We start from the raw sequence: 25,663 nt of genomic DNA, 5'->3' as shown, positions 1-25,663 counted from the left end.
GCTGACCATGGCACTACTAGAAGTCAAAAACCTCAAGGTCGAGTTCGAAACCCCCGATGGCATCATCGAGGGCGTGCGGGACCTTTCCTATACGCTCGAGAAGGGCAAAACACTGGCCATCGTTGGCGAGTCGGGATCTGGTAAAACGCAGGGCGCTTTCGCCATTATGGGCCTTTTGCCCAAAAATGGTCATGCCTCTGGTTCGGTGAAGTTTGATGGCAAGGAGATTCTCAATCTCCCCCGCAAGCAGCTCAACGAATATCGCGCCAAGCGTATTGGTATCATCTTCCAGGACCCGATGACGTCGCTGAACCCCTATCTGCGCATCTCGCGGCAGATGACCGAGGTTCTGCAGCTCCACAAGGGCATGAGCTACAATGCGGCGCTCGCGGAAAGCGTGCGCCTGCTTGAGGCAGTGCGGATTACCGATGCGAAGAATCGCATCCACCTTTATCCGCATGAGTTCTCGGGCGGCATGCGTCAGCGTGTGATGATTGCAATGTCGCTGCTGTGTAGCCCGGAATTGCTCATCGCTGACGAGCCCACAACAGCCCTCGACGTGACAGTTCAGGCTGAAATCATCGATCTTCTCGTGGATCTGCAAGAGGATTTCGGGACGTCGATCATCCTGATTACTCACGATCTTGGGATTGTCGCGGGCACGTGTGAGGACACGCTGGTGATGTTTGGGGGTAAGGTGATGGAATATCGCAAGACCGCCGATATTTTCGCCAGTCCCGAGCATCCCTATACCAAGGGCCTGTTGGCGGCATTGCCGCGCTTGGACAAGCGAGTCGAGCGTCTTTCCACCGTCTCCTATGACTTCATGACAGGGGCGCGCCAAGCATGAGTGACCGCGAACCAATTCTGAAAGTCCGCGATATCAGCGTGGACTTTAGTCTTCCGCCAAGCACGCTCTTCGGCAAGAAACGCGTCCTGCATGCGGTCAAGAATGTCTCGTTCGACCTCTATGCGGGCGAGACACTGGGTATTGTCGGCGAGTCGGGTTCTGGAAAGTCGACGCTCGCGCGAGCCGTGTCGCGGCTGGTGCAGGCAACCGGGGGCACATCGCACTATTTGGGTAAAGACATCCAGACCATGACCAGCAACGAGCTTCTGGCTCTGCGCAAGGACATTCAGATGGTGTTTCAGGACCCACTGGCGTCGCTGAACCCGCGTATGACGGCAGGGGCGATCATCGCCGAGCCGTTGCAGACCCATGAGCCGCGTGTGACTAAGGCCGAACGCACAGCACGCGTGATCCATATGATGGAGAAGGTTGGGCTGCAGGGCTCGATGATCAACAAATACCCGCACGAGTTCTCGGGCGGCCAATGTCAGCGTATCGGTATTGCGCGCGCCTTGATCACCAACCCCAAGCTGGTGGTGTGTGACGAGGCCGTATCAGCGCTCGACGTGTCGATCCGGGCGCAGGTGATCAACCTTCTCATGGACCTCCAGAAAGAGCTTGGCATCTCCATGCTCTTCATCTCCCACGACATCGCCGTGGTTCGGCACATCGCGCAGCGCGTGATGGTGCTCTATCTCGGGGAAGTGGTGGAAATTGGCGACGTGGCGCAGGTGGTGGAAGATCCACAGCATGCCTACACCAAGAAGCTGATCGCGGCCGTGCCGGTTCCAGATCCGGTTGTTGAGATGGAGCGGCGTGAAGAACGGCGTCGCCTCCGCAAGGCTGCGCAGTCGGCAGCGTAAAGCGTCCGGCAGGCTTAAATGGAGCGGGGGTGAGTCTCAGACTCGCCCCCGCTCCTTTGTAATTGATGTCTTGTTGACGCCGCGCACAGGGTCCCGATTGCCCGAAATGGCGCGAAATCCACGCCTCATGGCCTGTAATTGCTCGGGATTTCCACAGGACAGGGCCAGAATAGACAAGAGTCTAGAGTTTAGGATTTCTGCGCGTCTGCCGCGTTGACAGGCTCCGACGTATTCCCTATGAAGGGGCAAGTTTCCGGGCGCCTAGGCGCCTCTTTTGTTTGACCGAGGATACCAAGATGAAGATCCGCAACTCGCTCAAGGCGTTGATGACGCGCCATCGCGCGAATAAACTCGTCCGCCGTCGCGGCCGGGTTTACATCATTAACAAGGTGGACAAGCGCTTCAAGGCCCGTCAGGGCTAATACGCTTCCCAGCAAGAATTGCTTGACAAGGCCCGCATAAACATGCGGGCCTTGTTTTTTATTGGGCTGGTGAAGGTTGGGGGACCTGATGCCGCTATCGCACACGCTTACGGTGACTGTGGACAGGCCGTATCGCCAGGTTGATACGTTCATGTCTGACCCAAAGAACTTCGGCAAATGGGCCGCCGTGGTTCCCGGGACGTATAGAAAGCAAGAGGGTGGGGACTGGCTGGCCGAAGTGACCTTCGGCGGGGTGAGGTATATCCGCTTCGTTCCCGGCCTCGGAAACGGCATTTATGACCATGCGGTGTTCCGGCCCGGAGAGATACCGTTGTTTATGCCAATGCGCGCTATGCGCTATGGCGAAAAGACGGAGGTGCGGTTCACCTTCGTTCAGCGCTCCGACATGTCGGTTGATTCTTTTCACGACACTATCGCCTGTATTACCCGCGATCTGACGCGCCTTAAGGATGCGATTGAAGCGGACTACTATTCCACCGATCAAGTGAACAATGTTTTCGCCTTCAGAGCGTGAGTTTTAGCGCTCTCAGGATGCGGTCGCGTGGGCTGAGGCTGAATATTTGCGCGTAACTGCGTATTAACTATAAATGTTCATGCTCCTCGGAAATTCCGGAGGGGTTATGCGTAAGCTTTTAGGGTCAATTGTTTTAGTTTTTTCAGTAACACCGGTTGTTGCTGCCGACTTGTATCTGCCAGATTTTGGCAATTCTGCGATTGCCTATGCAGGTCCGGCACATGACTGGACAGGGTTTTATGCTGGTGTGTACGGCTCCTACACGGGCGGCATAACCAGTACGACAAATACGAGTAGCGGTGTTGTGACAGACGTTACAATGCGCGGCGCAGGGCTCGGCGTCACTGTTGGTACTAACTATCAATATGAGCAGCTGGTTTTTGGTGCTGAAGCCGATCTGGGCTGGTCCGGTGCTACCGGCACAACCGCATGCGTGATCCTGACGACTTCCGATTGCTCGGCAGATATTCGCTGGTCCGGGACGCTGCGGGCTCGTGCCGGCATCGCCTTAGACTCGGTGTTGCTGTTTGGTACAGCTGGTCTTGCCGTCGCTGAGGGCGTGGGTAAGACAACGCCAGCACTCACAGGCACCGATGGTATTTATTCGGCCGGTTTTGTCGGCTGGACGGCAGGCGTTGGCGCCGAGGTCAAGGTTACCGAGGCGATTTCGCTCAAGGCCGAATATAATTATGTCGATTACGGCAAAAAGACCGCGCCAGTCGGCGCGCTGGGTAACGACCCCTATGACATTCACGCCAAGGCGCATATCGGTAAGCTTGGGATCAACTACCACTTCTAATGCGGGCACCTTCCTGAGTCCCAAAGAAAAGCCCGCCGAAAGGCGGGCTTTTCATATTCATACTAGGCTTGCAGCGTTTAGCTGGAGCCAGCGCCATCCTGACGGACGAAGGCGATGCGCAGCATATTGGTGGCGCCAGGAGTGCCCAGTGGCACACCTGCAGTGATGGCAATGCGGTCGCCTGGGCGGGCAAAGCCTTCCTGATAAGCGATGACGCAAGCGCGATCGACCATGTCTTCGAGGTTCACTGCGTCTTCAGTTTGAACGCAATGGATGCCCCAGACCACCGACAGGCGGCGAATGGTGCGAAGGTTTGGCGACAGTGCAATGATTGGCTTGGAGGGGCGCTCACGGGCTGCACGGATCGCGGTCGAGCCGGATGCGGTGTAGGTGAGAATTGCGGCCAGATCGAGCGTTTCTGCGACCTGACGGGTTGCCGCGGAAATCGCATCCGCGGCAGTTGCTTCTGGCTCGGTCTGAGCGGCGCGGATAATGCCACGGTAGTTTGCATCGCTTTCAACGGCGATGGCCACCTTGTTCATGGTCGCGACAGCTTCGATCGGGTACTGGCCCGATGCGGATTCTGCCGAGAGCATGACAGCGTCAGCGCCTTCGAACACTGCGATGGAGACGTCCGAAACTTCTGCACGGGTCGGGACCGGTGCAGTGATCATCGATTCCAGCATCTGGGTGGCGACGACCACCGGCTTGCCGTAGCGACGGCACATGCGGATCATGCGCTTCTGAAGGCCAGGGACCGTTTCCAGCGGCAATTCAACGCCGAGATCGCCACGGGCAACCATGATGGCGTCAGACAGCTTGACGATGTCCTCAAGGCGCTCGATTGCCTGTGGCTTTTCGATCTTGGCCATAACGCCAGCGCGACCCTGAACGATCTTGCGGACGTCGATAATGTCTTCTGGGCGCTGCACGAAGGAGAGCGCGATCCAATCGACTTCAGCCTTGAGGGCTTCGAGAAGGTCAGCGTGATCTTTTTCGGTCAGTGCGCCGGTGGGGAGCAGGGTGTCCGGAAGGGATACGCCCTTCTTGTCCGAGAGCTTGCCGCCATAGACGACTTCAGTCTCAATGGCGCCGCCTCCGACTTTAGTAGCCTTGAGCTGCAGCTTGCCATCGTCTAGCAGGAGACGGTCGCCGACCGAGACGCTTTCGATGATTTCTGGATGCGGCAGGTAAACGCGCTGTTCGTTGCCCTGATCGTCATTTTGACTATCGAGCGTGAACTTTTGGCCTGCGACGAGATTGATAGAGCCCTGTGCGAACTTCCAGACGCGCAGTTTGGGGCCCTGCAAATCGGCAAGAATGCCGATTGGGTGCTTGAGACGCGCTTCGACATTGCGGATCCGCTTGACGGTCTGATGCAGAACCTCGTGGCTCGCATGGCTCATATTGATCCGGAAGACGTCGGCACCGGCCTTGGCCAGCTCCTCGATCATAGTCTCCTCGTGACTTGCTGGCCCGAGGGTTGCGAGGATCTTCGCGCGTCTGATCCGTCTCATTGCGTGTCCGTGTCTTCTGAAGTTAGAGGTGCGTCGGGGTCTACCAGAAAAGCTGGCTCTTCAAGATCTTCGCCCAAGTCCGGGCCGACAACGCTTGGTAGACCATCGCTTTCGGTCAATTGTAGCGTCCAGTCGGTACGGTTCTGCGTGTCAATTTCAAAGAACCCGGTGCGCTCATACCCGCGGGCGAGGCAATCCTCAACCCCGAATATCGTGAAGGTCTCGTCTCTGGTACACATGAACACTTCGCCATCCCAAGATCCGCCGCCGACATCGTCAACAGCGTAGAGATAGAAAAAGCGTTGTTGCAGGTCGCCTTGGTAGAGAACGCGACAGTCGCCAGGAGGGGCTTGCCACCAGCCTTCACTCATCCAGCCACGCTCTGCACGATAGCCGAGCGAGACTGATATGAGGTTTCCAGTTTCGTTACAAATGCGGAGGTCTGCCTTGGCGGGCACAGCCAGGGCAAAAAAGCCACCAAAACTCGCAAGCAAAATTGCAGATCCGAGGCGGATGCGGCGCACGTGCGATCCCGAATTCATTGAAAAATGTACTACCGTTTTGACCCTAAGCGGAAGGTGAGGTCAACTGATAACGCCTCGATATGACGGAAACATGGAGTTGTTATCACAAGCGGTGGCGCGCTGTGTGAATCCGCGCACAAAGGGGTTGAACCCAAACCGCCCTTGGGGTTGATGGGGAACAAGACTATTTATTCATTTCTCCGAGTCAAAACAGGCGCCAAGCCGCCAGTTTCGGCAGCGATCTACAAGAGGTTATCATGGCCGTCGAAGACAGCGTCGCACAGGACCAGCTGCGTGCGTTCATCGAACGCATCGAGCGTATGGAAGAAGAAAAGGCGGCAATTGCCGCTGATATCAAGGAAATTTATGCCGAAGCCAAGGGCAATGGCTTTGACACCAAGATCCTGCGCAAGATCGTGACGATCCGTAAGCAGGATCACAACGAGCGCATGGAGCAGGAAGCGATTCTCGAGCTCTACATGAGCGCGCTAGGCATGGTGGACGCTCCGTCCGACGACTAAGAATTGCCCTGCCGTTAAACAAAACTCCCGCCCTGGTGCGGGAGTTTTTTTATGCGCCTAGGCCAAGATGTCGATCAGCGATTTTGTCATGTTTTGCGCGGCGTTAGCGACTTTGACATTGGCCTTGAAGTCGGTTTCTGCGGTCATGGCGCTAATGAGTTCATTGCCGATGTCGACCTCGGCGCCGGGAATGCCACTGCGCGCAATCTGATTGGCACTGTGCTGAAGTTGGCTGGTCGCACGCGCCATGCCGTGGGTGGCGGTTGATAGGGCGGAAATTGTCATGGCGTATCTCAGCTGATCTGTCTGAATTCTGCGCCTGCCGGATGAACAACGTCCTAATTGGATCGAAAGGCTTTGATCATTACCAGGCAATCATAAAGTCTTCGAAAGCGATGTCCTTGCCGATGGTCATATGACAATTGGCAGGGACGGCGTGCCACTCATTCTCATTGCTGACGAAAGGCTCGGACGCCACGGCTATGCCGCCGGACATGTGGCGCCAGTAAAGGCTGGGGGGCCTATCGTCACTGGCGCAGCGGAAGGCATGGAGATTTTCGCCGTCGCTCAAAATGGCGGTGAAACGCAGCGCTTCGGTGATCCCCTCATTGATCTGAAGGCGGTGACAGGCTTCGAGCGTTCTGGCGATGGCACGGGCAGGGTCTGTATCCAGCCCTTGTCCGAGCGCGGAGAGGAAAATCGCCTCGCTGTCAGAATTGCCGCGACGGCGACCATAGATCGGATCGGGAATGAGGGCTTCGACCGAGCGGCGAATGGCTGGATAGCCGCCGATCTGGCCATTGTGCATGAAGAGATGTTTGCCCGCCGAGAAGGGATGGCAATTGGAGAAGGAGACTTCCCCCGATGTGGCCGAACGCACATGGGCAAGAAAAAGCCTCGCCTCCACCGACCGGCAGAGCGAGGCTAGGTTGGCATCGGACCAAGCAGGGAGGGTGCCGCGGTAAACACCCGGCTCGGGCCGGGCGCCATACCATCCAATGCCACATCCGTCGCCATTAACGACGGTTTTGGCTTCACGCGCCGAAAGCGACTGACTGACGAGTGACGCTTCCGGCTCGATGAGCAGGGTGTCGAGATAAATCGGCTCTCCGGTATAGGCGAGGAACCGACACATAATTTAGGCCGCGATCTCGAGGTCGTTGGCGAGCGCGAAGCGGACGGCCGCATCGGCGTGAATGATGGTGGAATCGTAGCCGGCAATACCGAGCTTGTCTGGATCGACCAGCATCGAGATTTCAGTGCAGCCCAGAATGACGCTGTCGATGCCGCGGGACTTCATCTTTTCAATAATGCCGAGGTATTTCTCGCGGCTGGTGTCGAGGATTTTGCCCTGGCACAGCTCGTCGAAGATGGCGTCGTGGATGATCTGACGGTCTTCTGCGTCCGGGGTGACAATCTCGATGCCGAGCTTGGCCATGCGTTCGGCATAAAAGCCGTGTTCCATGGTGTAGCGCGTTGCCAAGAGGAGTGGGCGCTTGCGGCCGTCTGCCTTCAGCGCCTTGGCGGTTTCTTCGATGATGCAGATCAGCGGAACGCCAGCCATGTCAGCGACGGGCTTGGAGACCAGGTGCATGGTATTGGTGCAGATGAGCACACAGGCCGCGCCAGCGCGGTTGAGGCTTGCGGCGGCGTGGCCCAAGAGATTGCCAGCATCTTCCCAACGGTCGGCCTTTTGGAGGGCAACGACTGTGGTGAAATCGAGCGAGCGCATCGCGATCTCTGCTGAGGCCAACCCGCCACGCATACGGCGGATCTCCTCGTTGATACGGCGGTAATACACAGCGGTGGATTCCCAGCTCATACCGCCGATCAAGCCAATGGTTTTCATCACACAACTCCGAAATTCTTAAAGACTAGTGTGCCTGCAAGTGGTCGCCTCAAAATTGAGTTTTTAGGCCGCTTTGGTGGTGATGACGCAAGTTAGTTGCGCAATTTAGGCGTTTTGTGCAAACTGGCGACGAATTAATGGAGTGTTACGATGCTCGATGAGCGTGATCGGCAGATTCTAAGCCTGCTGCAAGCCAATGCGGATACGCCGCTCAATGAGATCGCCGAGGCGGTGTCCCTCTCGCCCAGCGCCTGTTCTCGCCGTATCGCCAAGCTGAAAGAAGACGGCATTATCCGGCACAACAGGGCGGAGCTCGATCGGGGCAAGATCGGGCTACCGTCGACGATTTTTGTGATTGTGCGTACGGGGAGCCATGCTGCGGACTGGCTCGAGAAATTTCACGCGGCGGTGGATACGATCCCTGAGATCGTCGAGGTGCACCGGCTGACGGGGAATTTCGATTACATCATGAAATTGGTGCTGCCCAATGTCGAGCATTACGACGTGATCTATAAGCAGCTGGTCGGGCGTATCGAGATGTATGACATGTCTGCCTACATCTCGATGGAGACGGTCAAGCACGCCAGCGGCGTGCCGACCCATTATGCGCGCTAGGATTAGACCTGAGCGAGTGCTGCTGTCATGGCCGCTTGGTCGTAACCGAGCGTGGTCAGAGCGGTTTTGACGATGCCTGCACGGTCGAGACCGGACTGGGCATACATGTCAGCCTGTGTCGAGTGCTCGAGGAATTCATCCGGGATCATCAGCGGGCGGAAGCGGAGCTTGCCGTCCAAGAGGCCGTTGGAGGCGAGGAAGGTCGCCACGTGAGCGCCGAAGCCGCCCTGACCACCTTCTTCTGTGGTGATGAGGACATCGTGGGTTTGCGCCAGCTTGGCGATGAGTTCCTCATCGAGCGGCTTGAGGAAGCGCGCGTCGGCCACAGTGGGGTTGAGCCCGAGGGCCGCCAATTTATCTGCGGCTGCAAGCACTTCACCGAGACGCGTGCCGTAGGACAGCAGCGCAATCGTTGCGCCCTGACGCACGATGCGGCCCTTGCCGATCTGCAGAATTTCGCCACGCGCGGGCATGTCGACGCCCATGCCGTCGCCACGCGGATAGCGGAAGCTGATCGGGCCATTGTCATAGGCCGCGGCGGTCGCAACCATATGGCGGAGCTCAGCCTCGTCAGCAGCGGCCATTTGGACGATGCCGGGGATCGCGCCGAGATAGGCGTTATCGTAATTGCCAGCGTGGGTCGGACCATCGGCGCCAACATAGCCAGCGCGGTCGATAGCGAAGCGAACGGGCAGATGCTGAATGGCGACGTCGTGCACGACTTGGTCGTAGGCGCGTTGCAGGAACGTCGAATAGATGGCGCAGAAGGGTTTTAGCCCTTCGCTTGCCATGCCCGCGGCAAAGGTTACGGCGTGCTGCTCGGCAATGCCGACGTCGAAAATGCGGCTCGGGAAGAGCTCGGCGAATTTGTCGAGCCCGGTGCCCGAAGGCATAGCGGCGGTGACAGCGACAACGCGACTATCCGCTTCGGCTTCCTGGATGAGTGAAGAGGCAAAGACCGAGGTGTAGGACGGCGCGTTGGACGCGGCCTTGGTCTGAGCGCCGGTGACGACGTTGAACTTATTGACGCCGTGATATTTGTCGGCGGCGTTCTCAGCCGGAGCGTAGCCCTTGCCCTTTTTCGTCACCGCATGGATCAGAATTGGACCCTTGGGGAAATCGCGGGCATTTTCCAGAATGACAATGAGGTCATCAAGGTTATGGCCGTCGATTGGGCCGATGTAATAAAAGCCCAGCTCTTCAAACAGCGTGCCGCCGGTGAAGAAAGACCGAGCGAACTCTTCGGTTTTCCGAACTGGCTCGTGGAAAAACTCTGGGAGTTTTGAGACGACAGCTTTGGCGGCTTCCCGCGTGTTGCGGTAGGCCGGGCCAGAGACGAGGCGCGCCAGATGGCTGCGCAAAGCCCCGGTTGGCGGGGCAATCGACATGTCATTGTCGTTGAGAATGACGATGAGGCGCGCATCCATGGCGCCTGCATTGTTCATGGCTTCATAGGCCATGCCTGCGGACATCGAGCCGTCACCAATGACAGCGATGACGTTGCGTGGCGTGGACTGCAGCTCTGAGGCAACCGCCATGCCGAGACCGGCAGAAATGGAGGTTGAGGAGTGGCCTGCGCCAAAGGGGTCGTATTCGCTTTCGGCGCGACGGGTGAAGCCGGACAGGCCATCCTTTTGGCGCAGCGTGCGGATGCGGTCGCGACGGCCAGTGAGGATTTTGTGCGGGTAAGCCTGGTGCCCAACGTCCCAGATGATGCGATCATGCGGGGTTTGGAAGACGGCGTGCAGGGCGACGGTCAGCTCGACCACGCCAAGGCCAGCGCCCAAGTGGCCACCGGTCACGGAAACGGCGTCGATCATTTCCAGACGCAGCTCATCGGCCAGCTGGCGCAATTGCTCGCGCGGCAGCGCACGCAGTTCCGCTGGTGTCGTCACTTTGTCGAGCAGCGGTGTATCGGGCTTTTCGGCCAAGCTGGTCCCCGTCGAAAGGAAGAAAATCGCCGCCTGTTCTAGGCGGCGTCAGAAGCAATGGCAATGCGGCATGACTTGTCTGGAAAGCTTAGCGCAGGATAAGCGCAGCCGGCACGCACCGCAGATAGCAACTCCCACCGTGTTGAACGGTGGGAGGCAAGATTAGTTTCGTGCCAAAGAGAAGCGGTTGCTTGGCAGACCTTCGTCTGATTTCTGAAGGCCCAAGCTGCGGCTGCCCATCTGCGGAGCAGGGTCGAGACCAGCCTCATCGTAATCATAGATCACGGCAAAGTGGTCTGAGGTGAGCGCTTTTGGAACGGTCAGAATGTCGACCGCGTGCTCCAGATCGGGCGCGACGAAATCACGAGAATTGGTCGGAACCAAGCCTGCAACATGTGCTTCGAGCGCCTTTGCCAAAACTGTGTCTGGCACAGCAGAGGCCGTGAACGGCTTGTCAAAGAGACCGCCGTAAGCCGGGACTTCTGGCGAGAGCGCTGCTGTCTGCACCGCGCCGGTCGAGGCAACAACAGGGCGGCCCAGAGGGGGCAGCGCTGTTGGCAGAGCCGCTGGCGCGGAAGCGACCTGAGGTTGAGCCGCGGACGCGCCTTCGGTTTGCGGCATAGCCGGAGCATAGGCCGTGAGCAGCGCTGGCGCTTCCTCGCTCATATGCACACGTGGGGTCGGCATTGCTGGCGGCGCGAGAGCGGCCAATGCCATTACCGCGTTCTCAGCATTGCCTGCACGGAGGTCAGACGGGAGCGCTGTCGGCAAGGCAACGGCCACAGTGATAGGGCCGCGCAGCTCGTCTTCGGTCAGCGGTGCGCTGCCCACGGTCGAGAATGGCAATGTTGGGGTCACGGCTGCGACCTGCACTGCTGGCTGCACTGCTGGCTGCACTTCTGGCTGTGCTGCGACGGCGACCGCTGGGCCTCCGAGGTCAGCAGGGCGCATCATCGGCATAACCGGGGCAATGGATGCGACGGCGAGAGGCGCTGCAGGCTGAGCCTGTGGTGTTGCGCGAGGGGCAGGCGCGGAGGCGACTTGCACCTGTGGCGCTGCTGCCTGCTGCTGATTGCCGCCGAACAGCATGTCCATGAGATTGCGACCGCCACCGGAGGCGGCTGGCGCTTCGGCAAATTGGGTGCCGCTCGAGGAGGAGCCATTGCATGGATAAGCATGGCACTTTTTCCATTCCGCCAAGGCGACCTGATAGCCTTGTTGCGACAGCGGTTTGCCATCGTTTGGAAGGTGCATGGTGCGACCGTCGGGGAAGAGCTCATTCAGCTGCGCGCGGGTCATGCGCGGCCAAGCGCGCACCGAACCGGTATCAAGGTGAACGAAAGGGCTGCCCGAGGATGGGTAATATCCGACGCCGCCCACCTGCTTGCGCATAGCTGCGGCGCGAAGGCGCGCGAGGGGTACGCCGGGGATGTAGAAATCCATAGCGGTGCCGCGCATGTGCTGGGAATTGTCGGCAACGCCAGACGAATTCTTGGCCAGCATGGCGTTGGTTTGCGGAGAGCGATAAGCCGAGACAACGTGGATCGGCTGGGTGCCGCCGACGTCCTGATAGACTTCCCACACCAAATCGAACAGGCGCGGGTCCATTTTCGCTGGCTCGTTGCGGCGCCAATCGCGCAGCATAACGTTGAGCTGATTGAGACCATCCTGCACATAGCGACCGTTGCGCTTGAAGACGATGCGCTGAGTCTCTTTTGTGTGGGTGTAGTGCAGATAAATGGCGCGCTCGTTAGCCGCCTGCGCCGGCAATGCCGACAGCAAGACAGGCAGGCTGAGAACAGCTACCAACGAAAGGCGCGCAAGGCGCTTCCAATTTTTCAAACCCAGTACCGTCACGCGAAACACTGCCCGGTTCTTTACAGATCAGGACGGAAGATTAACGTTAAAAAGCAAACGAATGTCTTAACGCTAACCAGATGTGAACGAGAAAATCGCCCGTTCACATGAGTGTTATAGACCCCAAAAGCAGGCACAACCAAGGCAAAAGTGTGAACGCGCTGTTAGGGTTTATTTTCCGTCTACGGTGCCACTTCGCCCGGAATACTGGTGTCTGCCACGACATTTGGTGTGACCGGAGTGGCGCCTAAGCCCATGGCAGCAATCAAAGCGGCATGGTGACCATAAACGTCCGAAAAGTTTTGCATGGCACCAGTGCCGTCAACGCGGACGGTGAAATAGGCCAAGTGCACCGGAATCTGCTTGGTCGGATTAACCCAGCGTTCGGAGGGGCCAAACATGGCCTCAAGTGACGTGCGCGAAATGTTGGGCTCGTTCGCCATTAGCGCATCGGCGAAAGCAAACGGATCTTCAACGCGGACACAGCCATGGCTGAACGCACGCGAGGCGCGCGAGAAGAGGTTCTTCGATGGCGTATCGTGGAGATAGACGTCGTGCTTGTTGGGGAACAAGAACTTGATCTGGCCGAGCGAATTGCCTGGGCCCGGGCGCTGACGGACGCGGAAGGGGAAATTACTCGCGGACACGGCGGACCAGTTGACCTGCCACGGGCTCACAACATCGCCGTTGTAGATGAGGTCCATGTTCTTGGCGTCGGTGTAGCCGGGGTTGTTCAAGACTGCAGGAGCGATCTCGCCCTTAATGATGGAGGTCGGGACATTCCAATATGGATTGACCACGAGATGGCGGATGCTGTCGGAGAAAACCGGCGTTTGGTTCTTGAACGTGCCGACGACGACGCGTGTGGTGTATTCTTCCTGGAAGTTGCGCTGCACAGACAGGCGGAACTCTGGGATGTTGACGAAGACGTTGAAGTCGCCGAGGTCGGACGGCATCCAACGCCAGCGTTCCATATTGGCAATGATGTCTTCACGGCGGATTTCAGCGCCACCGTTGAGAGCGGAAATGGTCGCAGGTCCAATAACCCCGTCGACCTCTAGGCCTTGCGAGGCCTGGAAGGATTTGACCGCCTGGAAAGTGATGTCGTCATAGATGTCGGAGCCAAGGCTCGCGACCTGCAAACGCTCACGAATGGCGTGGACGCGCGGGTCTGTGTTGCCGGGGCGCAGGGTCGGGCCGCCAGCAATCGGCGTCGGACGATCCGTCGCAATTGTATTAAAGCTCGCGAGCGCCGCCTTGAGCGAGAGAAACTCAGGATGGGTTGGGCTCAATTCGTTCAGAACGGCAGCGGGGTCGGCACTGCGGGCCAAGCGTTCGAGCAGCGCCGCTTCATCAATCGACTTGGTTTTGATGTCGAGATTGGTGCTGATCGACTGCGGATTGATGCGGCCGTTGTGAAGGTGGTGGGCATATCGCGTGGTGGCGCTGGTGAAAGCTGTTTCAAGCGTTGCCATCGCGACGGCATCGCCACCAACGCGGGTGAGGTCGATCTCGGCGGTCAGGTAGTCCTGCGGGCGCAGACCTTCGGCTTCAGCATTGCGAAACAGGGCGACGATTTTTTCAGCGACCGGGGAGAAGGTCAGCTGACCCGAGGTATCCTGGCTCAGCCAGATCGGCTCAAAGCTGCGTTCGCCATAAAGGAAATAGAGGCGCTGGGCCTCTTCATAGGCCGGAGTGCCTGCGCGGGCACTTGCATAGGCGGTCGAGAGACCTTCCTTGATCGTGCGGGCGAGTGGACTTTGTGCGGGGGCAATGACGATACGGGAGGTCGTCAGATTAGCGGCGGGTTGCGCCAGTGTAGGCTGGACGATGCTTGCTGCTGCCAGCAGAGCGACAAAACTAACGACGACCTTATTCATACCTGGCTCCAAGACGCACGCGGCACGGCCGACTCTGCCCCAAAACCTAGCCGCAAACTTGTCGATACTCCGTAAAGGTTAACGGGAGCAATCACTCCCGAACGTGTGAAGTCGGCCTGTTGCGATCCTGCAACGGGCCGACTTCTGATCGTATTAGAAGCGGTAGTTTACGCCAGCGCGGACAACCGAGAAACGCTGGGTCACATCGCGGGTCGAAGTGCCGATGCCGTAGGACTGGGTGCCCAGATCGACATAGAGGTACTCAGCCTTGAAGGAGAGGTTCTGGGTTGCCTGAGCTTCCAGACCAACACCAGCAGTCCAGCCGAAGTGGTTTGCGTTTGTCGTGGTGGTCGACGCGCCGCTCTTAATTTCTGCAGCGCCACGACCAAAGGCAACGCCAAGGGTCGCAAATGGCATAACCTGACCAACCGGGATACCGGCGCGCGCGCGAACGGTCGAGAAGAACTCGGTGCGCTGTTCGAACTTGTCGCCGGTGCTCAGGGTTTCTTTGTAAACCGGGCCGCCGAACTGGACGTCAGCTTCACCGCCGAGGACGAAGCCGCCCATGTCCATGTTGTAGCCAGCCTGAGCGCCGAGGTTGAAGCCGCCGCTGTTGTGCTTGCCACCAGTTGCGCTACCGGCGACGACGCCGCCTTCGATTTCGGTCTGACCGAAGGCATAGCCCCCGTTCACGCCGGCGTAAAAGCCAGTCCATTGGGCAACGGACGTCGCAGCGAACATTGGCGAAGTGGTGTTGCTGTTCCAATTGAGGTCAGCAGCGTTGGCGGCAGCTGTGCCTGCCAGAAGTGCGAGAAGAGCGATGCCCGAAAGTCTCATGATGGCCTCGACGTTAAAAACTTCCCGCAAAATCGCGCTAATCTCTTAACGCCTCGGTAAGCAACGTGGTTAACGTCGAAGTTTGTTCATCACGTTCGTGCTGGCTTTGTTAAGCAGCGTCGGTAACCAAACCTTCGGCCAAGCCATATTCATGGAGCTTGCGATAAAGGGTCGAGCGGCCAATGCCCAAGGCTCTGGCGACACGAGACATGCGACCGCCGTGGTGCTCGATGGCAAACTGGATTGCGTCACGCTCGATGGCGGCTAGGGACAGCAAGGCCCCGCTGTCGTTCAGGAACCTGTCGGGAGCGGGGGTGCTCAGGATATCCACGCGCACGCGAGATGGGGCGTCGTCGATGTGGGTTGGATTGCGCGGAACAGGGGCCAGCGCAACGCTGCGGAATGCTTCTTCGCGCCCGGCAGACTGGGCCAAGATCTGGGGGAAATCCGCAGGCTCGAGGAAGGCGCCGTCGGTGAGCACAATGGCGCGATAAACCGCGTTTTCGAGCTGACGGACATTGCCCGGCCAATCATAGCCCATAAGAAGAGCTTGCGCTTCAGCGGTGAGTCCCAAGATGCGCTTGCCAGCTTCAGCTGAGAAACGGGCAATGAAGTGGCTTACCAGTGCGTTGAGGTCTTCCATTCGCTCGCGTAGCGGCGGAGTATAAATGGGGAAGACGTTGAGGCGGTAATAGAGATCTTCGCGGAATTCGCCCGATTTGGCGAGATTCAACAGGCGCCGGTTGGTCGCCGATATGAAGCGAACATTGACGCGCTCAGGGCGCGTTGCGCCTATGGGCTCTATTTCGCCTTCTTGTAGGACACGCAAGAGCTTGACCTGCGTTTCGAGTGGCAGCTCGCCCACTTCATCAAGGAAGATCGTGCCGCCATTGGCTTCAGCGAACTTGCCGCTCTGGTCTGCATGAGCGCCTGTGAACGCGCCCTTCTTGTGGCCAAAAAGGACCGACTCGACCAAGTTCGGGGGAATGGCACCGCAATTGACGGTGACGAAAGGTTTTCCGGCGCGTTCGGACGTGCCTTGGATGATGCGGGCGACAAGTTCTTTGCCCGTACCGGTTTCGCCTTCAATGAGGACCGGGATCGCGCTCTTGGCGGCTTTGCCACAGAGGGTAATGACGCGCGCCATAGCAGGGGCCGCTGCGATCATATCCTTGTGGCTGAAGGTGCCAGATTTGCGGGCGTGCTCGGCGCGGATCGCCGATTCGAGCGCATCCAGTTTCATGGCGTTGCGCAGCGAGATGACCAGACGCTCGGGGCTTACGGGTTTGACGAAATAGTCCGCCGCACCCTGACGCATGGCCGAGATAACGGTTTCAAGTGAGGCGCTTGCGGTCTGGACAATAACGGGGGTCGTCATGCCCTCGCGGCGCATCACTTCCATAACGCCCATGCCATCAAGATCTGGCATGACCAGATCGAGAATCATCGCGCCGATTTTGCGATCTTCGCGCAGGATGGAGAGCGCCTGTTCGCCACCGGTGGCGGTCAGCGGTTTGAACCCGGCACGGTTTGCAATCTCGGCGGTGAGCCGCAACTGGACCGGATCGTCATCAACCACCAGAACACGCGTCATGAACCTATTGGCCTTCCCGTCGCAGGACACACGAATCGCTGTGTGCCACTTTGGGAAGACGATGAAGGTCTGCCCTTAAGAGGGCGTTAATCCTATTGATTTTGCTTTTGTTTACTAAAATGAAAAAGGGTCCCGGCTGTGCCGTGACCCTCCAGAGAAACTCTGCCTTTCGTAGAATTTATTGCCGCGTGGCGCCCTGGAGACGGTAAAGTTCGTCCTTCACTTCGAGTTTTTTGCGTTTGAGCGAAGCAACCATCAAATCGTCTTTGAGGCGATTTTGCATTTCAGAATGGATCTGCTTATCCAGTTCCTGGTGGCGCCGCTCGAGCGCTGCGATGTGGCCTTCAGTCGTCATTAAAGAACTCCTTTCAGCGTGTTGGACTTGGGTATCGTCACAAATCTTTCATGCTTTGTCGACACCCATGCGGCAGTCCTCGAAAATGTGATGCATTTTCCATGATCATGGGCTAACCAGAGGTAACTGATATGCCCACAAAGTTGGTGCGTGAATGCTGCCCCTGACTAAGGAAATTGAGGCCCAGTTCGGTCTTGAACTGGCAACAAAACGCCAGGAACATGCCGATTTGGACGCTGCGATCCTGACTTTAACGCAGTCTCAAATGGCCGATCAAATGCTGATCCAGCGGCTCAAAAAGCGCAAACTGGCGCTCAAAGACCGTATCGCTCAGCTCGAAAATATACTCTTGCCTGACATCATCGCTTGAGGCCTTGGCTGCTTGAGTTATGGCCAAATCTGGGCTAATGCCGCGCTTTGTGGAGCGCTCTGAGGGACACGCCATGCTCAAGCCACCCGTCGCCATTGTTATGGGCAGCCAATCTGATTGGCCAACTATGCGGCTGGCCGCAGAAACCCTCGAAAGTCTCGAAGTCGAATATGAGGCGCGCATCGTTTCGGCGCATCGTACGCCCGAGCGCATGGTCGATTTTGCCACCAACGCCAAAGCTGAGGGCGTTAAGGTGATTATCGCCGGTGCTGGTGGCGCGGCGCATCTGCCGGGCATGATTGCCGCGATGACGACACTGCCTGTGTTCGGCGTGCCTGTTCGCTCCAAGGCGCTTTCGGGCGTCGATAGCCTTTATTCCATCGTGCAGATGCCGGGCGGAGTTCCCGTTGGAACACTCGCCATTGGCGAGCCGGGCGCTATCAATGCGGCGCTGTTGGCGGCAGCTGTCTTGGCGCTGAACGATGATGAACTTTCCGATCGCCTCGAGGCGCATCGCGCCCGCCAAACGGCGTCTGTGCCCCAATTTCCCTCTGATACTGAGTAGTCGTCCGTGACCCAAGATTCCGCGCTGCCCGCTGGCTCCACTATTGGTATTTTGGGCGGGGGGCAGCTTGGGCGCATGTTGGCTTTGGCCGCTGCAAAGCTGGGTTTGAAAAGCCATATTTATTGCCCGGACCCCCAGAGCCCGGCATTTGATGTGACGCCGTTTAAGACGGTGGCGGCCTATGACGATACGGCTGCGCTCAAGGCTTTTGCCAGCCAAGTCGATGTCATCACCTATGAGTTTGAGAATGTGCCCGCGCAAACAGCGGAAATTCTTGCGGGGCTGAAGCCGCTGCGTCCCGGCGCAAAAGCGCTGGCGATCTCGCAGGATCGTCTGGCCGAGAAGGGCTTTTTGGCGTCCAAGAACATTCCGGTCGCGCCTTATCGCGCTATTCATTCGCTTGATGATTTGAAGGCGGCGGCGGCTGAGGTGGGCCTGCCGGCCGTGCTCAAGACCACGCGTCTGGGCTATGACGGCAAGGGGCAGCGTGTGTTGCGGGACGCTTCGGAGCTTGAAGCGGCGTTTAATGCGCTCTCGCCGCACCCGCTGGTGCTTGAAGGTTTTGTGCCGTTCAGCAAGGAAATCTCGGTCGTTGTTGCTCGTGGGCTGGACGGGTCGGTCAAAAGTTTTGACCCGGCGGAAAACGTCCATCGCGACCACATTCTCTACACGTCCACGGTCCCGGCCGAGTTGGCGATGATCGTCGAGCGGCAGGCGGGCATGATCGCCAAGGCGATTGTTATCGCGCTTGAATATGTGGGCGTGCTGGGGGTCGAGTTTTTCGTGGTCGAGACGGACGGCAAAACCAGCCTGATCGTCAATGAGATCGCGCCGCGGGTGCATAATTCGGGCCATTGGACCGAGGCTGTGTGCCTGACCGACCAGTTTGAGCAGCATGTGCGGGCCGTTGCAGGCTGGCCTTTGGGCAATCCGCAACGCATGGCAGACGTTGTCATGCAGAACCTTGTCGGCGATGAAGTCGACATGGTGCCCAATGGGCTTGATGGCGATACGCAACCCCACCTCTATGGCAAGGCGGAAGCGCGGCCCGGTCGCAAGATGGGCCACATCAACCGCATCGTGCGCAGCTCAGTTTAGCGGGCGAGAAACGTCTTAAACGCCGCAATCACTGGGGCGGGGTTCTCCATAGGCGGCAGGTGCGCTGCATCAGGGAAGACCGACAATTCGGCGTGGGGAATGGCTGAAGCCATTTCCTCGGCCAAGTCCAGTGGCGTCATTTTGTCGAGCGCACCAACGCCCACCAAGGTCGGGACGGCGATAGCGGGCAGGGACGGCAGGGAGCCGATCCGGCTCAGAATGGCGTTCTGCTGACGGATATAGACATCTTGCCCGACGCGTTCGGACATGGCTTGAACCTCGCCTGCCAAGGGCGTGCCCAAATGATGGGGCGCGATGAGATTGCCCAAGAGACCACGCGACACGCCGATGAATTTGCCCTGACCAACCATGGCTATGCCCTTGCGGCGCGTGTCTTGGCGCTCTGGCGTATCAGCGCGCGCCGATGTGTCCAGTAGGGCGAGGTGGGTGACGCGTTCAGGGGCCTGACGCATAATTTCAAGCGCCACATAGCCGCCCATGGAGAGGCCCGCCAAGGCGAATTTATCTGGCGCCGCAGAGAGTGTGCGAGCGGCCATCGCCTTGATGGTGTCGTCGAGACGAAGGTCGGCGACCATTGGTGCAATCGTGTCGCTCAGCCCATCGATGACATCACGCCACAAGCGCTGATCGCAGATAAGGCCAGGCAAGAAGACGAGGGGGCGATACATGGGGTGCACTTTCGTTTGTAGGTGGTGCTGTAACAATGCTGGATCGTTTGTAGCAAGTTGCGGGTCGCAACGCTCGGAAACTATGGACATATTTGGAGTGTTGTTGTATGGAGCCCGCCATTCAGGCCGTGCGGGCGGTGGGTTGTTTCGAGCGGCGCGCACATGTTCAACACATTAGCCAAGCATTGAAGGGGCTGGTTACCTTTGCAAGTAGTCGTTCGCGATAACAATGTTGATCAGGCGCTGCGCGCGCTCAAGAAAAAGCTGCAGCGCGAAGGCGTCTTCCGTGAAATGAAGCTGCGCAACTACTTCGAGAAGCCTTCGGAAAAGAAGGTTCGCCGTAAGGCCGAAGCTGTTCGTCGCGCCCGCAAGCTGGCTCGTAAGCGTCTACAGCGCGAAGGTCTGGTGGCTGCACCGACGCCAACGCCAAGGTAAAGCCTGACCGTTCAAGAGAATTTTGAAAGGCCGTCTCCAAGGGGAGGCGGCCTTTTCGTTTGTGCTTACGCGGCCACCTTCAGGCGCTTTTTGTCGTAAAGCGCCAGCGCGATGATGAGCACGGCGATGATGGGGAGTTCGACCATCATGGCTGTACGGGCGTCGGGAAACAGCGTGCTGCCAATGAGCGAGCCGACGAAGCCTCCGCCCATTTGGAGAAATCCGCTCATGGCGGCGGCTGCGCCCGCGATAGCGCCGAAACCGGCCATAGCGGCGGTTGTGACGCTGGGGCCGATCAGCGATAGGCCAACCATCCAGATGCCGACCGGAACCATAATCGACAGCAGGCTGGTCGGGATCAGGGTGGGGAGAATGATAAAGCTCAGGCCCGACAGACCAAATGCCACGAGGGAGAACGTGACTATCCGATCAGCCGTGGTGCGGCTGGCGAGGGCTCCGGCGACCAGATTGCCAATGGTGAAACACCCGGTTTGCACCAGCATGGCCATAGCGAATTGGAAGGGCGTGAGACCCAGATCGTTGATGAGGACGAAGGGCAAAAGTGCTGTGAAGCCGTGGAAACCGCCAAAGGTGAGCCCGAGCAACAGCGCAGGGACCATGAAATCCTTGGAGGTCAGCAGGGTCTTGTAGTTTTTGAAAATAATCGACGGGCTGAACGGGATGCGACGCTCGTGGGGCAAAGTCTCGCGGCTCGAAAAGCCCAGCAGTGCCAATATCGCCAAGCCGAAGCCCGCCATGATCACGAACATAATGTGCCACGGACCAAAAGCGAGAATGACGCTGCCCAAAGTGGGCGCGACGGCGGGCGTGACGGTGAGAATGAGATTGACCATCGTCAGAATGCGGATGGCTTCGGCACCGACGAATTGATCGCGCACCATGGCACGCGATAGCGCTACGCCGGCTGAGACGCCGAACCCCTGGACGAACCGTCCCACGAACAGCATCTCGATATTGGGCGCGAAGGTGCACAGAAGGCTGCCCAGCACATAGATGCCGAAGAACACCATGCCGATACTGCGGCGACCGAACCGGTCGGAGAGGGGGCCACAGAGGAGCTGCGCGAGGGCGAAAGAGGCGAAGTAGACGGTTAGAGTGAGTTTGCCAGCGTTTTCGCTGATGGCCAGCTCTTGGACAATGGTGGGCAGAGCCGGTTGATATAGGCCTAGACTTAAGGGGCCGGTCGCCACCATGAGACCGCCGATAATGGCGGTACGGCGGGCAGACATGCCCGCCAGTTTGGTTTCACTCACTTGGTAAGTGCTCTTTCAAAAAACGGTTCGGCTTGCCCCCAAATCCCTGCGGCCCAGAGGTCGCTGTGGTCAGCGCCGGGGACGATCCAGAGCTCATCCGGATTGGGTGCGAGGGCATAAAGGCGTTCGCCGTTGCTCACGTCGATAGTTTTGTCTGCGGTTCCATGTGCCACAAGCACCGGAGCGGAAACAGTTCTGATCCACTCATTGCTGGGATACTTATCTTGCATGACTAGGGCGACAGGCAGGATGGGATACCATTCAGCGGCGACGGTGACCGCCGAAAGGAATGGCGTCTCTAAGAGCAAGGCTTTGGGTTGGCGTAAGCTCGAAACATAATTGGCAGGGCCTGTGCCGATGGAGCGCCCCCACACCATGATCGGGTCGCCCTTGGCGGCAGCCCAATCGTAGACGGCCAGAGAGTCCGCCAAAATATTGGTCTGGTTGATCTCGCCTGGCGAGGCCGGGAAGCCGCGGTAGTCAAAGGCTAAAAACCCGTAGCCAGCCTCAACCCAAGTTTCGTAGCGCTCGTATTCTTCCGAGAAGCTGCCGGTATTGCCCTTGTAGAACAGGATGAGGGGCTTGCCCTCTGCGGGTGGCTGATACCAGCCGTTGACGAGAGTGTCGGCATCGCCAATGGAAATGGTTTGCGCATCGGCCAACGCTGTGTCCGAAAGCGGGATCAGAGTGCCGACAGGGTCGTACTGAAAATTGCGCTGGTTGAAATACATATACGCAGTGGCGCTGAGGTAGGCCAAAGCCGCAAGGGAGACCAGAGCAATTGCCGCAACGCGAATGATCTTCATCGGAGACGTCCTAGGCTGAGCTGCTCTGGTCTATAATACGATCAGAGTTCCGAAATGGTTTTTTCGAGCGCCTGAGCGAAGACTTCTGCAGGTTGTGCGCCGGAGAGCGCGTATTTTTCACCAAAGACAAAGAATGGCACGCCGCGAATGCCCTGCTCAGCTGCGCTGGTGGCGAGTTGAGCGGTGATGGCGAGCTCGTTCTCGTCATTGATGGCGTCGAGGACATCGCCGCGATCCCAGCCAAATTCGACAGCAATATCGGCTAGGACATTGTCGTCATTGATCTGACGGTGTTCGAGGAAATAAGCGTCAGCGATGGCATTGGCCAATTCGTGCTGATTGCCATTGGGCTTGGACAGACGCGTGATGGTGTGCGCCTTGGCCGTGTTAAACATGCGCGGTTGCTTGCTCAAATCGAGATCGACGCCGGCCTTTTTCGCTTCACTTTCGACCCGCTCCCACATTTCCTTGGGATCCTTGCCGTATTTTTCGGCGAGCATTTTGCCCACGTCCACGCCTTCGGGCGGCACGGTAGGATCGAGGTAAAACGGGTGATTTTCGACGATGACTTCAACGTCGTCCGGAAGCGCTGCAAGGGCTGAGTCGAGACGCAGAGAGCCGACCAAGCACCATGGGCAGACCACATCAGTGAAGACGTCTATTTTGAGTTGTTTAGCCATGGTGGCTCCTCTTGCGTTTGAGCGTTTCAAATGAGCCTTCAAAGGAGCTCTTGCAAGAGGGAACTTCTGCGTAACTGTCAGACGGCGGCAGAGTGCGTCTGCACATAGATCGGCGCGAAGGGGGGAAGGTATGAGGCTGCGAGCAGCAGGCCCATGACCGTCGCCAGCCCGACCATGACGAGGGCCGGCGTCATGAACCAGACCGCGCCCTGGGAGTGCGGAGCGACGCGCAAAAGCGTGCCGACGGAGAGCAGGAATAGGCTTGTGCCAGCCAGTGTGAGTTGGAACGGATCAAGCGCAGACGTGGCAAAGGGCAGGGCGATGAAGCCTGCGGTGGTGAGCATGACCCAGAACCCGGCTGAGTGCGAGCTGCCAGCGCGTGTGATCGCCGCATAGGCTGCGCCAAGGCAGGCGAGCTGGCTGAGGTGGAAAATGGCTCCGATCCAGCCCGGCATGCCGAAGGGTGAAAAGAAAAGCGGCTGCATGCCCAGTGGATCGGCCAAAAAATTGACCAAGCCAAAGACCCCGAGCGGAAAGAGGACGGACACAAAGGTGCGCAACCACTGCGCGGGGGTCAGGTGCAGGCTCTGTACTTTGTCAAAGGCTTGGGAGATAGCCATCGCAACCGCTCCAGAAGGTTCGGGTATCAACAGCGATTGGCGTGGCTAGGTTCCGTATAGGTAAACTTGCGCTCTTTAACGTGATCTCTTGTGAACGGCTGTGGCTCAGCCTATGTCGGGCGGAGACATGAGGAATGAAGGTGAACAGCATGGATACCAATGAGCGGATCGATGCGCTCGAAATGCGGATCGCCTATCAGGACCAGACGATCGAAGAGCTGAACGCAACAATTACCGAGCAGTGGCGCGTGATCGATTTGATGCGCAAAAAACTCGGCATGCTGGAGGAGCAAGTGCGTTCGGGCAGCTTTATCGCAGACCCATCCACTGAACGTCCGCCGCCGCATTATTGATCAAAGAAAAGGCCCGCCGAAGCGGGCCTTTGATTTTTGCTAGCGACCGAGCGCTTTGACGATGTCCTCGGTGACTTTTTTGGCGTCGCCAAACAGCATCATGGTGTTGTCACGGAAGAACAATTCGTTCTGAACGCCAGCATAGCCCGCTGCCATGCCGCGCTTGATGAACAGCACTGTGCCTGCGTCCTCAACATTCAAAACCGGCATGCCATAGATCGGCGATGTTTTGTCGGTCTTGGCCGCTGGATTGGTGACGTCGTTGGCGCCAATGACGAAGGCAACGTCGGATTGCGCGAACTCTGAGTTGATGTCTTCAAGCTCGAACACTTCGTCGTAAGGCACATTGGCTTCGGCGAGCAGCACGTTCATGTGGCCCGGCATACGACCTGCCACAGGATGAATGGCGTATTTGACCTCAACCCCTGCAGCCTTGAGTTGGTCGGCCATTTCACGCAGCGCGTGTTGGGCCTGCGCGACGGCCATGCCGTAGCCGGGGACGATGATAACTTTGCCCGCGTTTTTCATGAGGAAGGCGGCATCGTCGGCCGCACCTTGTTTTACGGGACGATCATCTTCCGCGCCCGTACCCGATGCCGCAGTGTCCCCACCAAAACCGCCTAGGATGACGGAGATGAAGCTGCGGTTCATCGCCTTGCACATAATGTAGGAGAGGATCGCGCCCGAGGAGCCGACAAGCGCGCCCGTGATGATGAGGGCGGTGTTGCCGAGGGTAAAGCCGATGCCTGCTGCGGCCCAACCCGAATAGGAGTTGAGCATGGATACCACCACCGGCATGTCGGCGCCGCCGATGGGGATGATCATCAAGCCACCGAGGATGAGCGCCAAAATGGTGATGGCCCAGAAGAGCCACGGATCGCCATTGGTGGAGAAGACCCAGACCAGCGCGACGATTGCGATGCCAAAGGCGATGTGAATGGCGTGGCGATAGGGCAGGATGATCGGCTTGCCGCTCATATTGCCGTTGAGCTTGGCAAAGGCGATGACCGAACCGGTGAAGGTGAAAGCGCCAATGGCAGTGCCAATCGACATTTCGATGAGCGCCTGCATGTGGATGTGTTCGGCTGTGCCGATGTTGAAGGCTTCCGGCGCGTAAAGCGCGGCGGCGGCCACAAAGACCGCAGCAAGGCCGACCAGCGAGTGGAAGGCGGCGACAAGCTGAGGCATGTCGGTCATCTTCACCGCTTTGGCGACGTAAGCCCCTATGCCCCCACCAATGGCGAGGCCGCCGATGATGAGGAGCCAGCTGACCCAATCACTGGGGGCGGCAACGGCGAGAGTGGTGACGATGGCAATGCCCATGCCTACCATGCCGAAGAGATTGCCCTGACGGGCCGAGCGAGGGCTAGAGAGCCCGCGCAGCGCGAGAATGAAGAGCACGCCTGCGACGAGGTAGAGAATGGCAGCGATATTTGCGTTGATCATCGCTATCAGCCCTTCTTCTTATACATCGCCAGCATGCGCTGGGTGACCAGAAAGCCGCCGAAAATGTTCACGCTGGCAAAGATCAGCGCGATAAAACCGAAGGCCTTGCTGGCCCAACTGGCGTCATTGACGGAATGCACCCCGACGGCGAGGAGCGCGCCAACCACGATCACTGAGGAGATGGCATTGGTGACGCTCATGAGCGGGGTGTGCAGGGCTGGCGTTACACTCCAGACGACGAAGTAGCCGACAAAAATCGCCAGCACGAAAATGGCCAGACGGAAGGTAAACGGGTCGATGGCAGAGACGTCCATTACTTGTCCCCCTTGGACGCAGTGGTGGTCTTTCTGGTGCGTTTTGGCGCTGGCTTTGCGGCTG

General features: G+C 58.3%; 30 protein-coding genes. 12 read left to right on the top strand and 18 right to left on the bottom strand.

Annotated elements, in window-relative coordinates; genetic code table 11:
• Nucleotides 1-7 precede the first annotated feature (7 nt).
• From JHC09_RS10655 to JHC09_RS10635, 5 genes are all read left to right on the top strand, one after another.
• The gene (locus JHC09_RS10655; protein WP_169195300.1) at nucleotides 8-850 is read left to right on the top strand and encodes an ATP-binding cassette domain-containing protein; all 843 of its coding nucleotides are present in this window, start codon (nucleotides 8-10) and stop codon (nucleotides 848-850) included.
• Nucleotides 847-1,713, top strand: coding sequence for an ATP-binding cassette domain-containing protein (locus JHC09_RS10650; protein ID WP_182394376.1), 867 nt, complete (start codon nucleotides 847-849; stop codon nucleotides 1,711-1,713). The genes JHC09_RS10655 and JHC09_RS10650 overlap by 4 nt, the downstream gene beginning before the upstream one ends.
• A gap of 296 nt (nucleotides 1,714-2,009) precedes the next feature.
• Nucleotides 2,010-2,135 (top strand): type B 50S ribosomal protein L36, encoded by a 126-nt coding sequence (ykgO, locus tag JHC09_RS10645; RefSeq protein ID WP_046105532.1) that lies wholly within the window; start codon nucleotides 2,010-2,012, stop codon nucleotides 2,133-2,135.
• A 151-nt stretch (nucleotides 2,136-2,286) separates the two neighbouring features.
• Nucleotides 2,287-2,670, top strand: coding sequence for a hypothetical protein (locus JHC09_RS10640; protein WP_199531917.1), 384 nt, complete (start codon nucleotides 2,287-2,289; stop codon nucleotides 2,668-2,670).
• 106 nt (nucleotides 2,671-2,776) lie between these two features.
• Nucleotides 2,777-3,469, top strand: coding sequence for an outer membrane beta-barrel protein (locus JHC09_RS10635; protein WP_199531916.1), 693 nt, complete (start codon nucleotides 2,777-2,779; stop codon nucleotides 3,467-3,469).
• Nucleotides 3,470-3,546: 77 nt separating this feature from the next.
• Here JHC09_RS10635 and pyk read toward each other — a convergent pair whose 3' ends face one another.
• Both pyk and JHC09_RS10625 read right to left on the bottom strand, forming a co-directional pair.
• A complete protein-coding gene (gene pyk, locus JHC09_RS10630; protein ID WP_199531915.1) occupies nucleotides 3,547-4,986 on the bottom strand; it encodes a pyruvate kinase in 1,440 nt (479 codons plus the stop codon).
• Nucleotides 4,983-5,528 (bottom strand): DUF1036 domain-containing protein, encoded by a 546-nt coding sequence (locus tag JHC09_RS10625; RefSeq protein WP_169195305.1) that lies wholly within the window; start codon nucleotides 5,526-5,528, stop codon nucleotides 4,983-4,985. Before JHC09_RS10625 ends, pyk begins: the two co-directional genes overlap by 4 nt.
• A gap of 239 nt (nucleotides 5,529-5,767) precedes the next feature.
• On the opposite strand from JHC09_RS10625, the gene JHC09_RS10620 reads away from it, so the two are divergent.
• Nucleotides 5,768-6,031 (top strand): DUF2312 domain-containing protein, encoded by a 264-nt coding sequence (locus JHC09_RS10620; protein ID WP_169195306.1) that lies wholly within the window; start codon nucleotides 5,768-5,770, stop codon nucleotides 6,029-6,031.
• Between the two features lie 57 nt (nucleotides 6,032-6,088).
• Here JHC09_RS10620 and JHC09_RS10615 read toward each other — a convergent pair whose 3' ends face one another.
• From JHC09_RS10615 to JHC09_RS10605, 3 genes are all read right to left on the bottom strand, one after another.
• Nucleotides 6,089-6,316, bottom strand: coding sequence for a flagellar basal body rod C-terminal domain-containing protein (locus JHC09_RS10615; protein ID WP_169195307.1), 228 nt, complete (start codon nucleotides 6,314-6,316; stop codon nucleotides 6,089-6,091).
• Nucleotides 6,317-6,395: 79 nt separating this feature from the next.
• Nucleotides 6,396-7,166 (bottom strand): class II glutamine amidotransferase, encoded by a 771-nt coding sequence (locus JHC09_RS10610; protein WP_182394369.1) that lies wholly within the window; start codon nucleotides 7,164-7,166, stop codon nucleotides 6,396-6,398.
• Nucleotides 7,167-7,169: 3 nt separating this feature from the next.
• Nucleotides 7,170-7,880, bottom strand: coding sequence for an aspartate/glutamate racemase family protein (locus JHC09_RS10605; protein ID WP_199531914.1), 711 nt, complete (start codon nucleotides 7,878-7,880; stop codon nucleotides 7,170-7,172).
• A 150-nt stretch (nucleotides 7,881-8,030) separates the two neighbouring features.
• On the opposite strand from JHC09_RS10605, the gene JHC09_RS10600 reads away from it, so the two are divergent.
• Nucleotides 8,031-8,495, top strand: a complete 465-nt coding sequence (locus JHC09_RS10600) for an Lrp/AsnC family transcriptional regulator (protein ID WP_169195310.1) — start codon at nucleotides 8,031-8,033, stop codon at nucleotides 8,493-8,495.
• A gap of 2 nt (nucleotides 8,496-8,497) precedes the next feature.
• On the opposite strand, the gene dxs is transcribed toward JHC09_RS10600, so the two are convergent.
• The 6 genes from dxs to JHC09_RS10570 all read right to left on the bottom strand — a co-directional run bounded on the left by dxs (nucleotide 8,498) and on the right by JHC09_RS10570 (nucleotide 16,949).
• A complete protein-coding gene (gene dxs / locus JHC09_RS10595; protein WP_199531913.1) occupies nucleotides 8,498-10,426 on the bottom strand; it encodes a 1-deoxy-D-xylulose-5-phosphate synthase in 1,929 nt (642 codons plus the stop codon).
• 162 nt (nucleotides 10,427-10,588) lie between these two features.
• Nucleotides 10,589-12,283 carry a DUF882 domain-containing protein gene (locus JHC09_RS10590; RefSeq protein ID WP_349236540.1) on the bottom strand — a complete coding sequence of 565 codons (1,695 nt, stop codon included), beginning with the start codon at nucleotides 12,281-12,283 and terminating at the stop codon, nucleotides 10,589-10,591.
• Nucleotides 12,284-12,465: 182 nt separating this feature from the next.
• Nucleotides 12,466-14,163, bottom strand: coding sequence for a L,D-transpeptidase family protein (locus JHC09_RS10585; protein WP_199531912.1), 1,698 nt, complete (start codon nucleotides 14,161-14,163; stop codon nucleotides 12,466-12,468).
• Between the two features lie 153 nt (nucleotides 14,164-14,316).
• Nucleotides 14,317-15,000, bottom strand: coding sequence for an outer membrane protein (locus JHC09_RS10580; protein ID WP_199531911.1), 684 nt, complete (start codon nucleotides 14,998-15,000; stop codon nucleotides 14,317-14,319).
• 109 nt (nucleotides 15,001-15,109) lie between these two features.
• The gene (locus JHC09_RS10575; protein ID WP_169195314.1) at nucleotides 15,110-16,594 is read right to left on the bottom strand and encodes a sigma-54 dependent transcriptional regulator; all 1,485 of its coding nucleotides are present in this window, start codon (nucleotides 16,592-16,594) and stop codon (nucleotides 15,110-15,112) included.
• A gap of 178 nt (nucleotides 16,595-16,772) precedes the next feature.
• Nucleotides 16,773-16,949 carry a YdcH family protein gene (locus JHC09_RS10570; protein WP_182394366.1) on the bottom strand — a complete coding sequence of 59 codons (177 nt, stop codon included), beginning with the start codon at nucleotides 16,947-16,949 and terminating at the stop codon, nucleotides 16,773-16,775.
• 154 nt (nucleotides 16,950-17,103) lie between these two features.
• On the opposite strand from JHC09_RS10570, the gene JHC09_RS10565 reads away from it, so the two are divergent.
• From JHC09_RS10565 to JHC09_RS10555, 3 genes are all read left to right on the top strand, one after another.
• On the top strand, nucleotides 17,104-17,319 hold the full coding sequence (locus tag JHC09_RS10565; protein WP_182394365.1) for a DUF465 domain-containing protein: 216 nt from the start codon (nucleotides 17,104-17,106) through the stop codon (nucleotides 17,317-17,319).
• A gap of 73 nt (nucleotides 17,320-17,392) precedes the next feature.
• Entirely contained in the window at nucleotides 17,393-17,884 is a 492-nt protein-coding gene (gene purE, locus JHC09_RS10560) for a 5-(carboxyamino)imidazole ribonucleotide mutase (RefSeq protein ID WP_199531910.1), read from the top strand.
• A 6-nt stretch (nucleotides 17,885-17,890) separates the two neighbouring features.
• Nucleotides 17,891-18,982 (top strand): 5-(carboxyamino)imidazole ribonucleotide synthase, encoded by a 1,092-nt coding sequence (locus tag JHC09_RS10555; RefSeq protein ID WP_199531909.1) that lies wholly within the window; start codon nucleotides 17,891-17,893, stop codon nucleotides 18,980-18,982.
• On the opposite strand, the gene JHC09_RS10550 is transcribed toward JHC09_RS10555, so the two are convergent.
• Entirely contained in the window at nucleotides 18,979-19,671 is a 693-nt protein-coding gene (locus JHC09_RS10550; RefSeq protein WP_199531908.1) for an alpha/beta fold hydrolase, read from the bottom strand. The genes JHC09_RS10555 and JHC09_RS10550 overlap by 4 nt on opposite strands.
• 204 nt (nucleotides 19,672-19,875) lie before the next feature.
• Between JHC09_RS10550 and rpsU the strand changes: the two genes are divergently transcribed.
• On the top strand, nucleotides 19,876-20,106 hold the full coding sequence (gene rpsU / locus JHC09_RS10545) for a 30S ribosomal protein S21 (protein ID WP_169195319.1): 231 nt from the start codon (nucleotides 19,876-19,878) through the stop codon (nucleotides 20,104-20,106).
• A 65-nt stretch (nucleotides 20,107-20,171) separates the two neighbouring features.
• On the opposite strand, the gene JHC09_RS10540 is transcribed toward rpsU, so the two are convergent.
• From JHC09_RS10540 to JHC09_RS10525, 4 genes are all read right to left on the bottom strand, one after another.
• Complete coding sequence (locus JHC09_RS10540; protein WP_199531907.1) at nucleotides 20,172-21,380, bottom strand: multidrug effflux MFS transporter; 1,209 nt, start codon at nucleotides 21,378-21,380, stop codon at nucleotides 20,172-20,174.
• Nucleotides 21,377-22,186 (bottom strand): alpha/beta hydrolase, encoded by an 810-nt coding sequence (locus tag JHC09_RS10535; RefSeq protein ID WP_199531906.1) that lies wholly within the window; start codon nucleotides 22,184-22,186, stop codon nucleotides 21,377-21,379. The genes JHC09_RS10540 and JHC09_RS10535 overlap by 4 nt, the downstream gene beginning before the upstream one ends.
• A gap of 41 nt (nucleotides 22,187-22,227) precedes the next feature.
• A complete protein-coding gene (locus tag JHC09_RS10530; RefSeq protein ID WP_169195322.1) occupies nucleotides 22,228-22,866 on the bottom strand; it encodes a DsbA family oxidoreductase in 639 nt (212 codons plus the stop codon).
• A 77-nt stretch (nucleotides 22,867-22,943) separates the two neighbouring features.
• The gene (locus JHC09_RS10525) at nucleotides 22,944-23,486 is read right to left on the bottom strand and encodes a hypothetical protein (RefSeq protein WP_199531905.1); all 543 of its coding nucleotides are present in this window, start codon (nucleotides 23,484-23,486) and stop codon (nucleotides 22,944-22,946) included.
• A 134-nt stretch (nucleotides 23,487-23,620) separates the two neighbouring features.
• Here JHC09_RS10525 and JHC09_RS10520 point away from each other — a divergent pair, with 134 nt between their 5' ends.
• Nucleotides 23,621-23,839, top strand: a complete 219-nt coding sequence (locus tag JHC09_RS10520) for a SlyX family protein (protein ID WP_248305978.1) — start codon at nucleotides 23,621-23,623, stop codon at nucleotides 23,837-23,839.
• Between the two features lie 39 nt (nucleotides 23,840-23,878).
• Here JHC09_RS10520 and JHC09_RS10515 read toward each other — a convergent pair whose 3' ends face one another.
• A complete protein-coding gene (locus tag JHC09_RS10515) occupies nucleotides 23,879-25,282 on the bottom strand; it encodes an NAD(P)(+) transhydrogenase (Re/Si-specific) subunit beta (protein WP_199531974.1) in 1,404 nt (467 codons plus the stop codon).
• Between the two features lie 8 nt (nucleotides 25,283-25,290).
• The gene (locus tag JHC09_RS10510; protein ID WP_169195324.1) at nucleotides 25,291-25,599 is read right to left on the bottom strand and encodes a proton-translocating transhydrogenase family protein; all 309 of its coding nucleotides are present in this window, start codon (nucleotides 25,597-25,599) and stop codon (nucleotides 25,291-25,293) included.
• Nucleotides 25,600-25,663: the final 64 nt, after the last annotated feature.

It is taken from the genome of Devosia sp. MC532, from assembly GCF_016461625.1.
Classification (GTDB): Bacteria; Pseudomonadota; Alphaproteobacteria; order Rhizobiales; family Devosiaceae; genus Devosia.
This window is presented reverse-complemented; position numbering and strand designations above follow the sequence as displayed.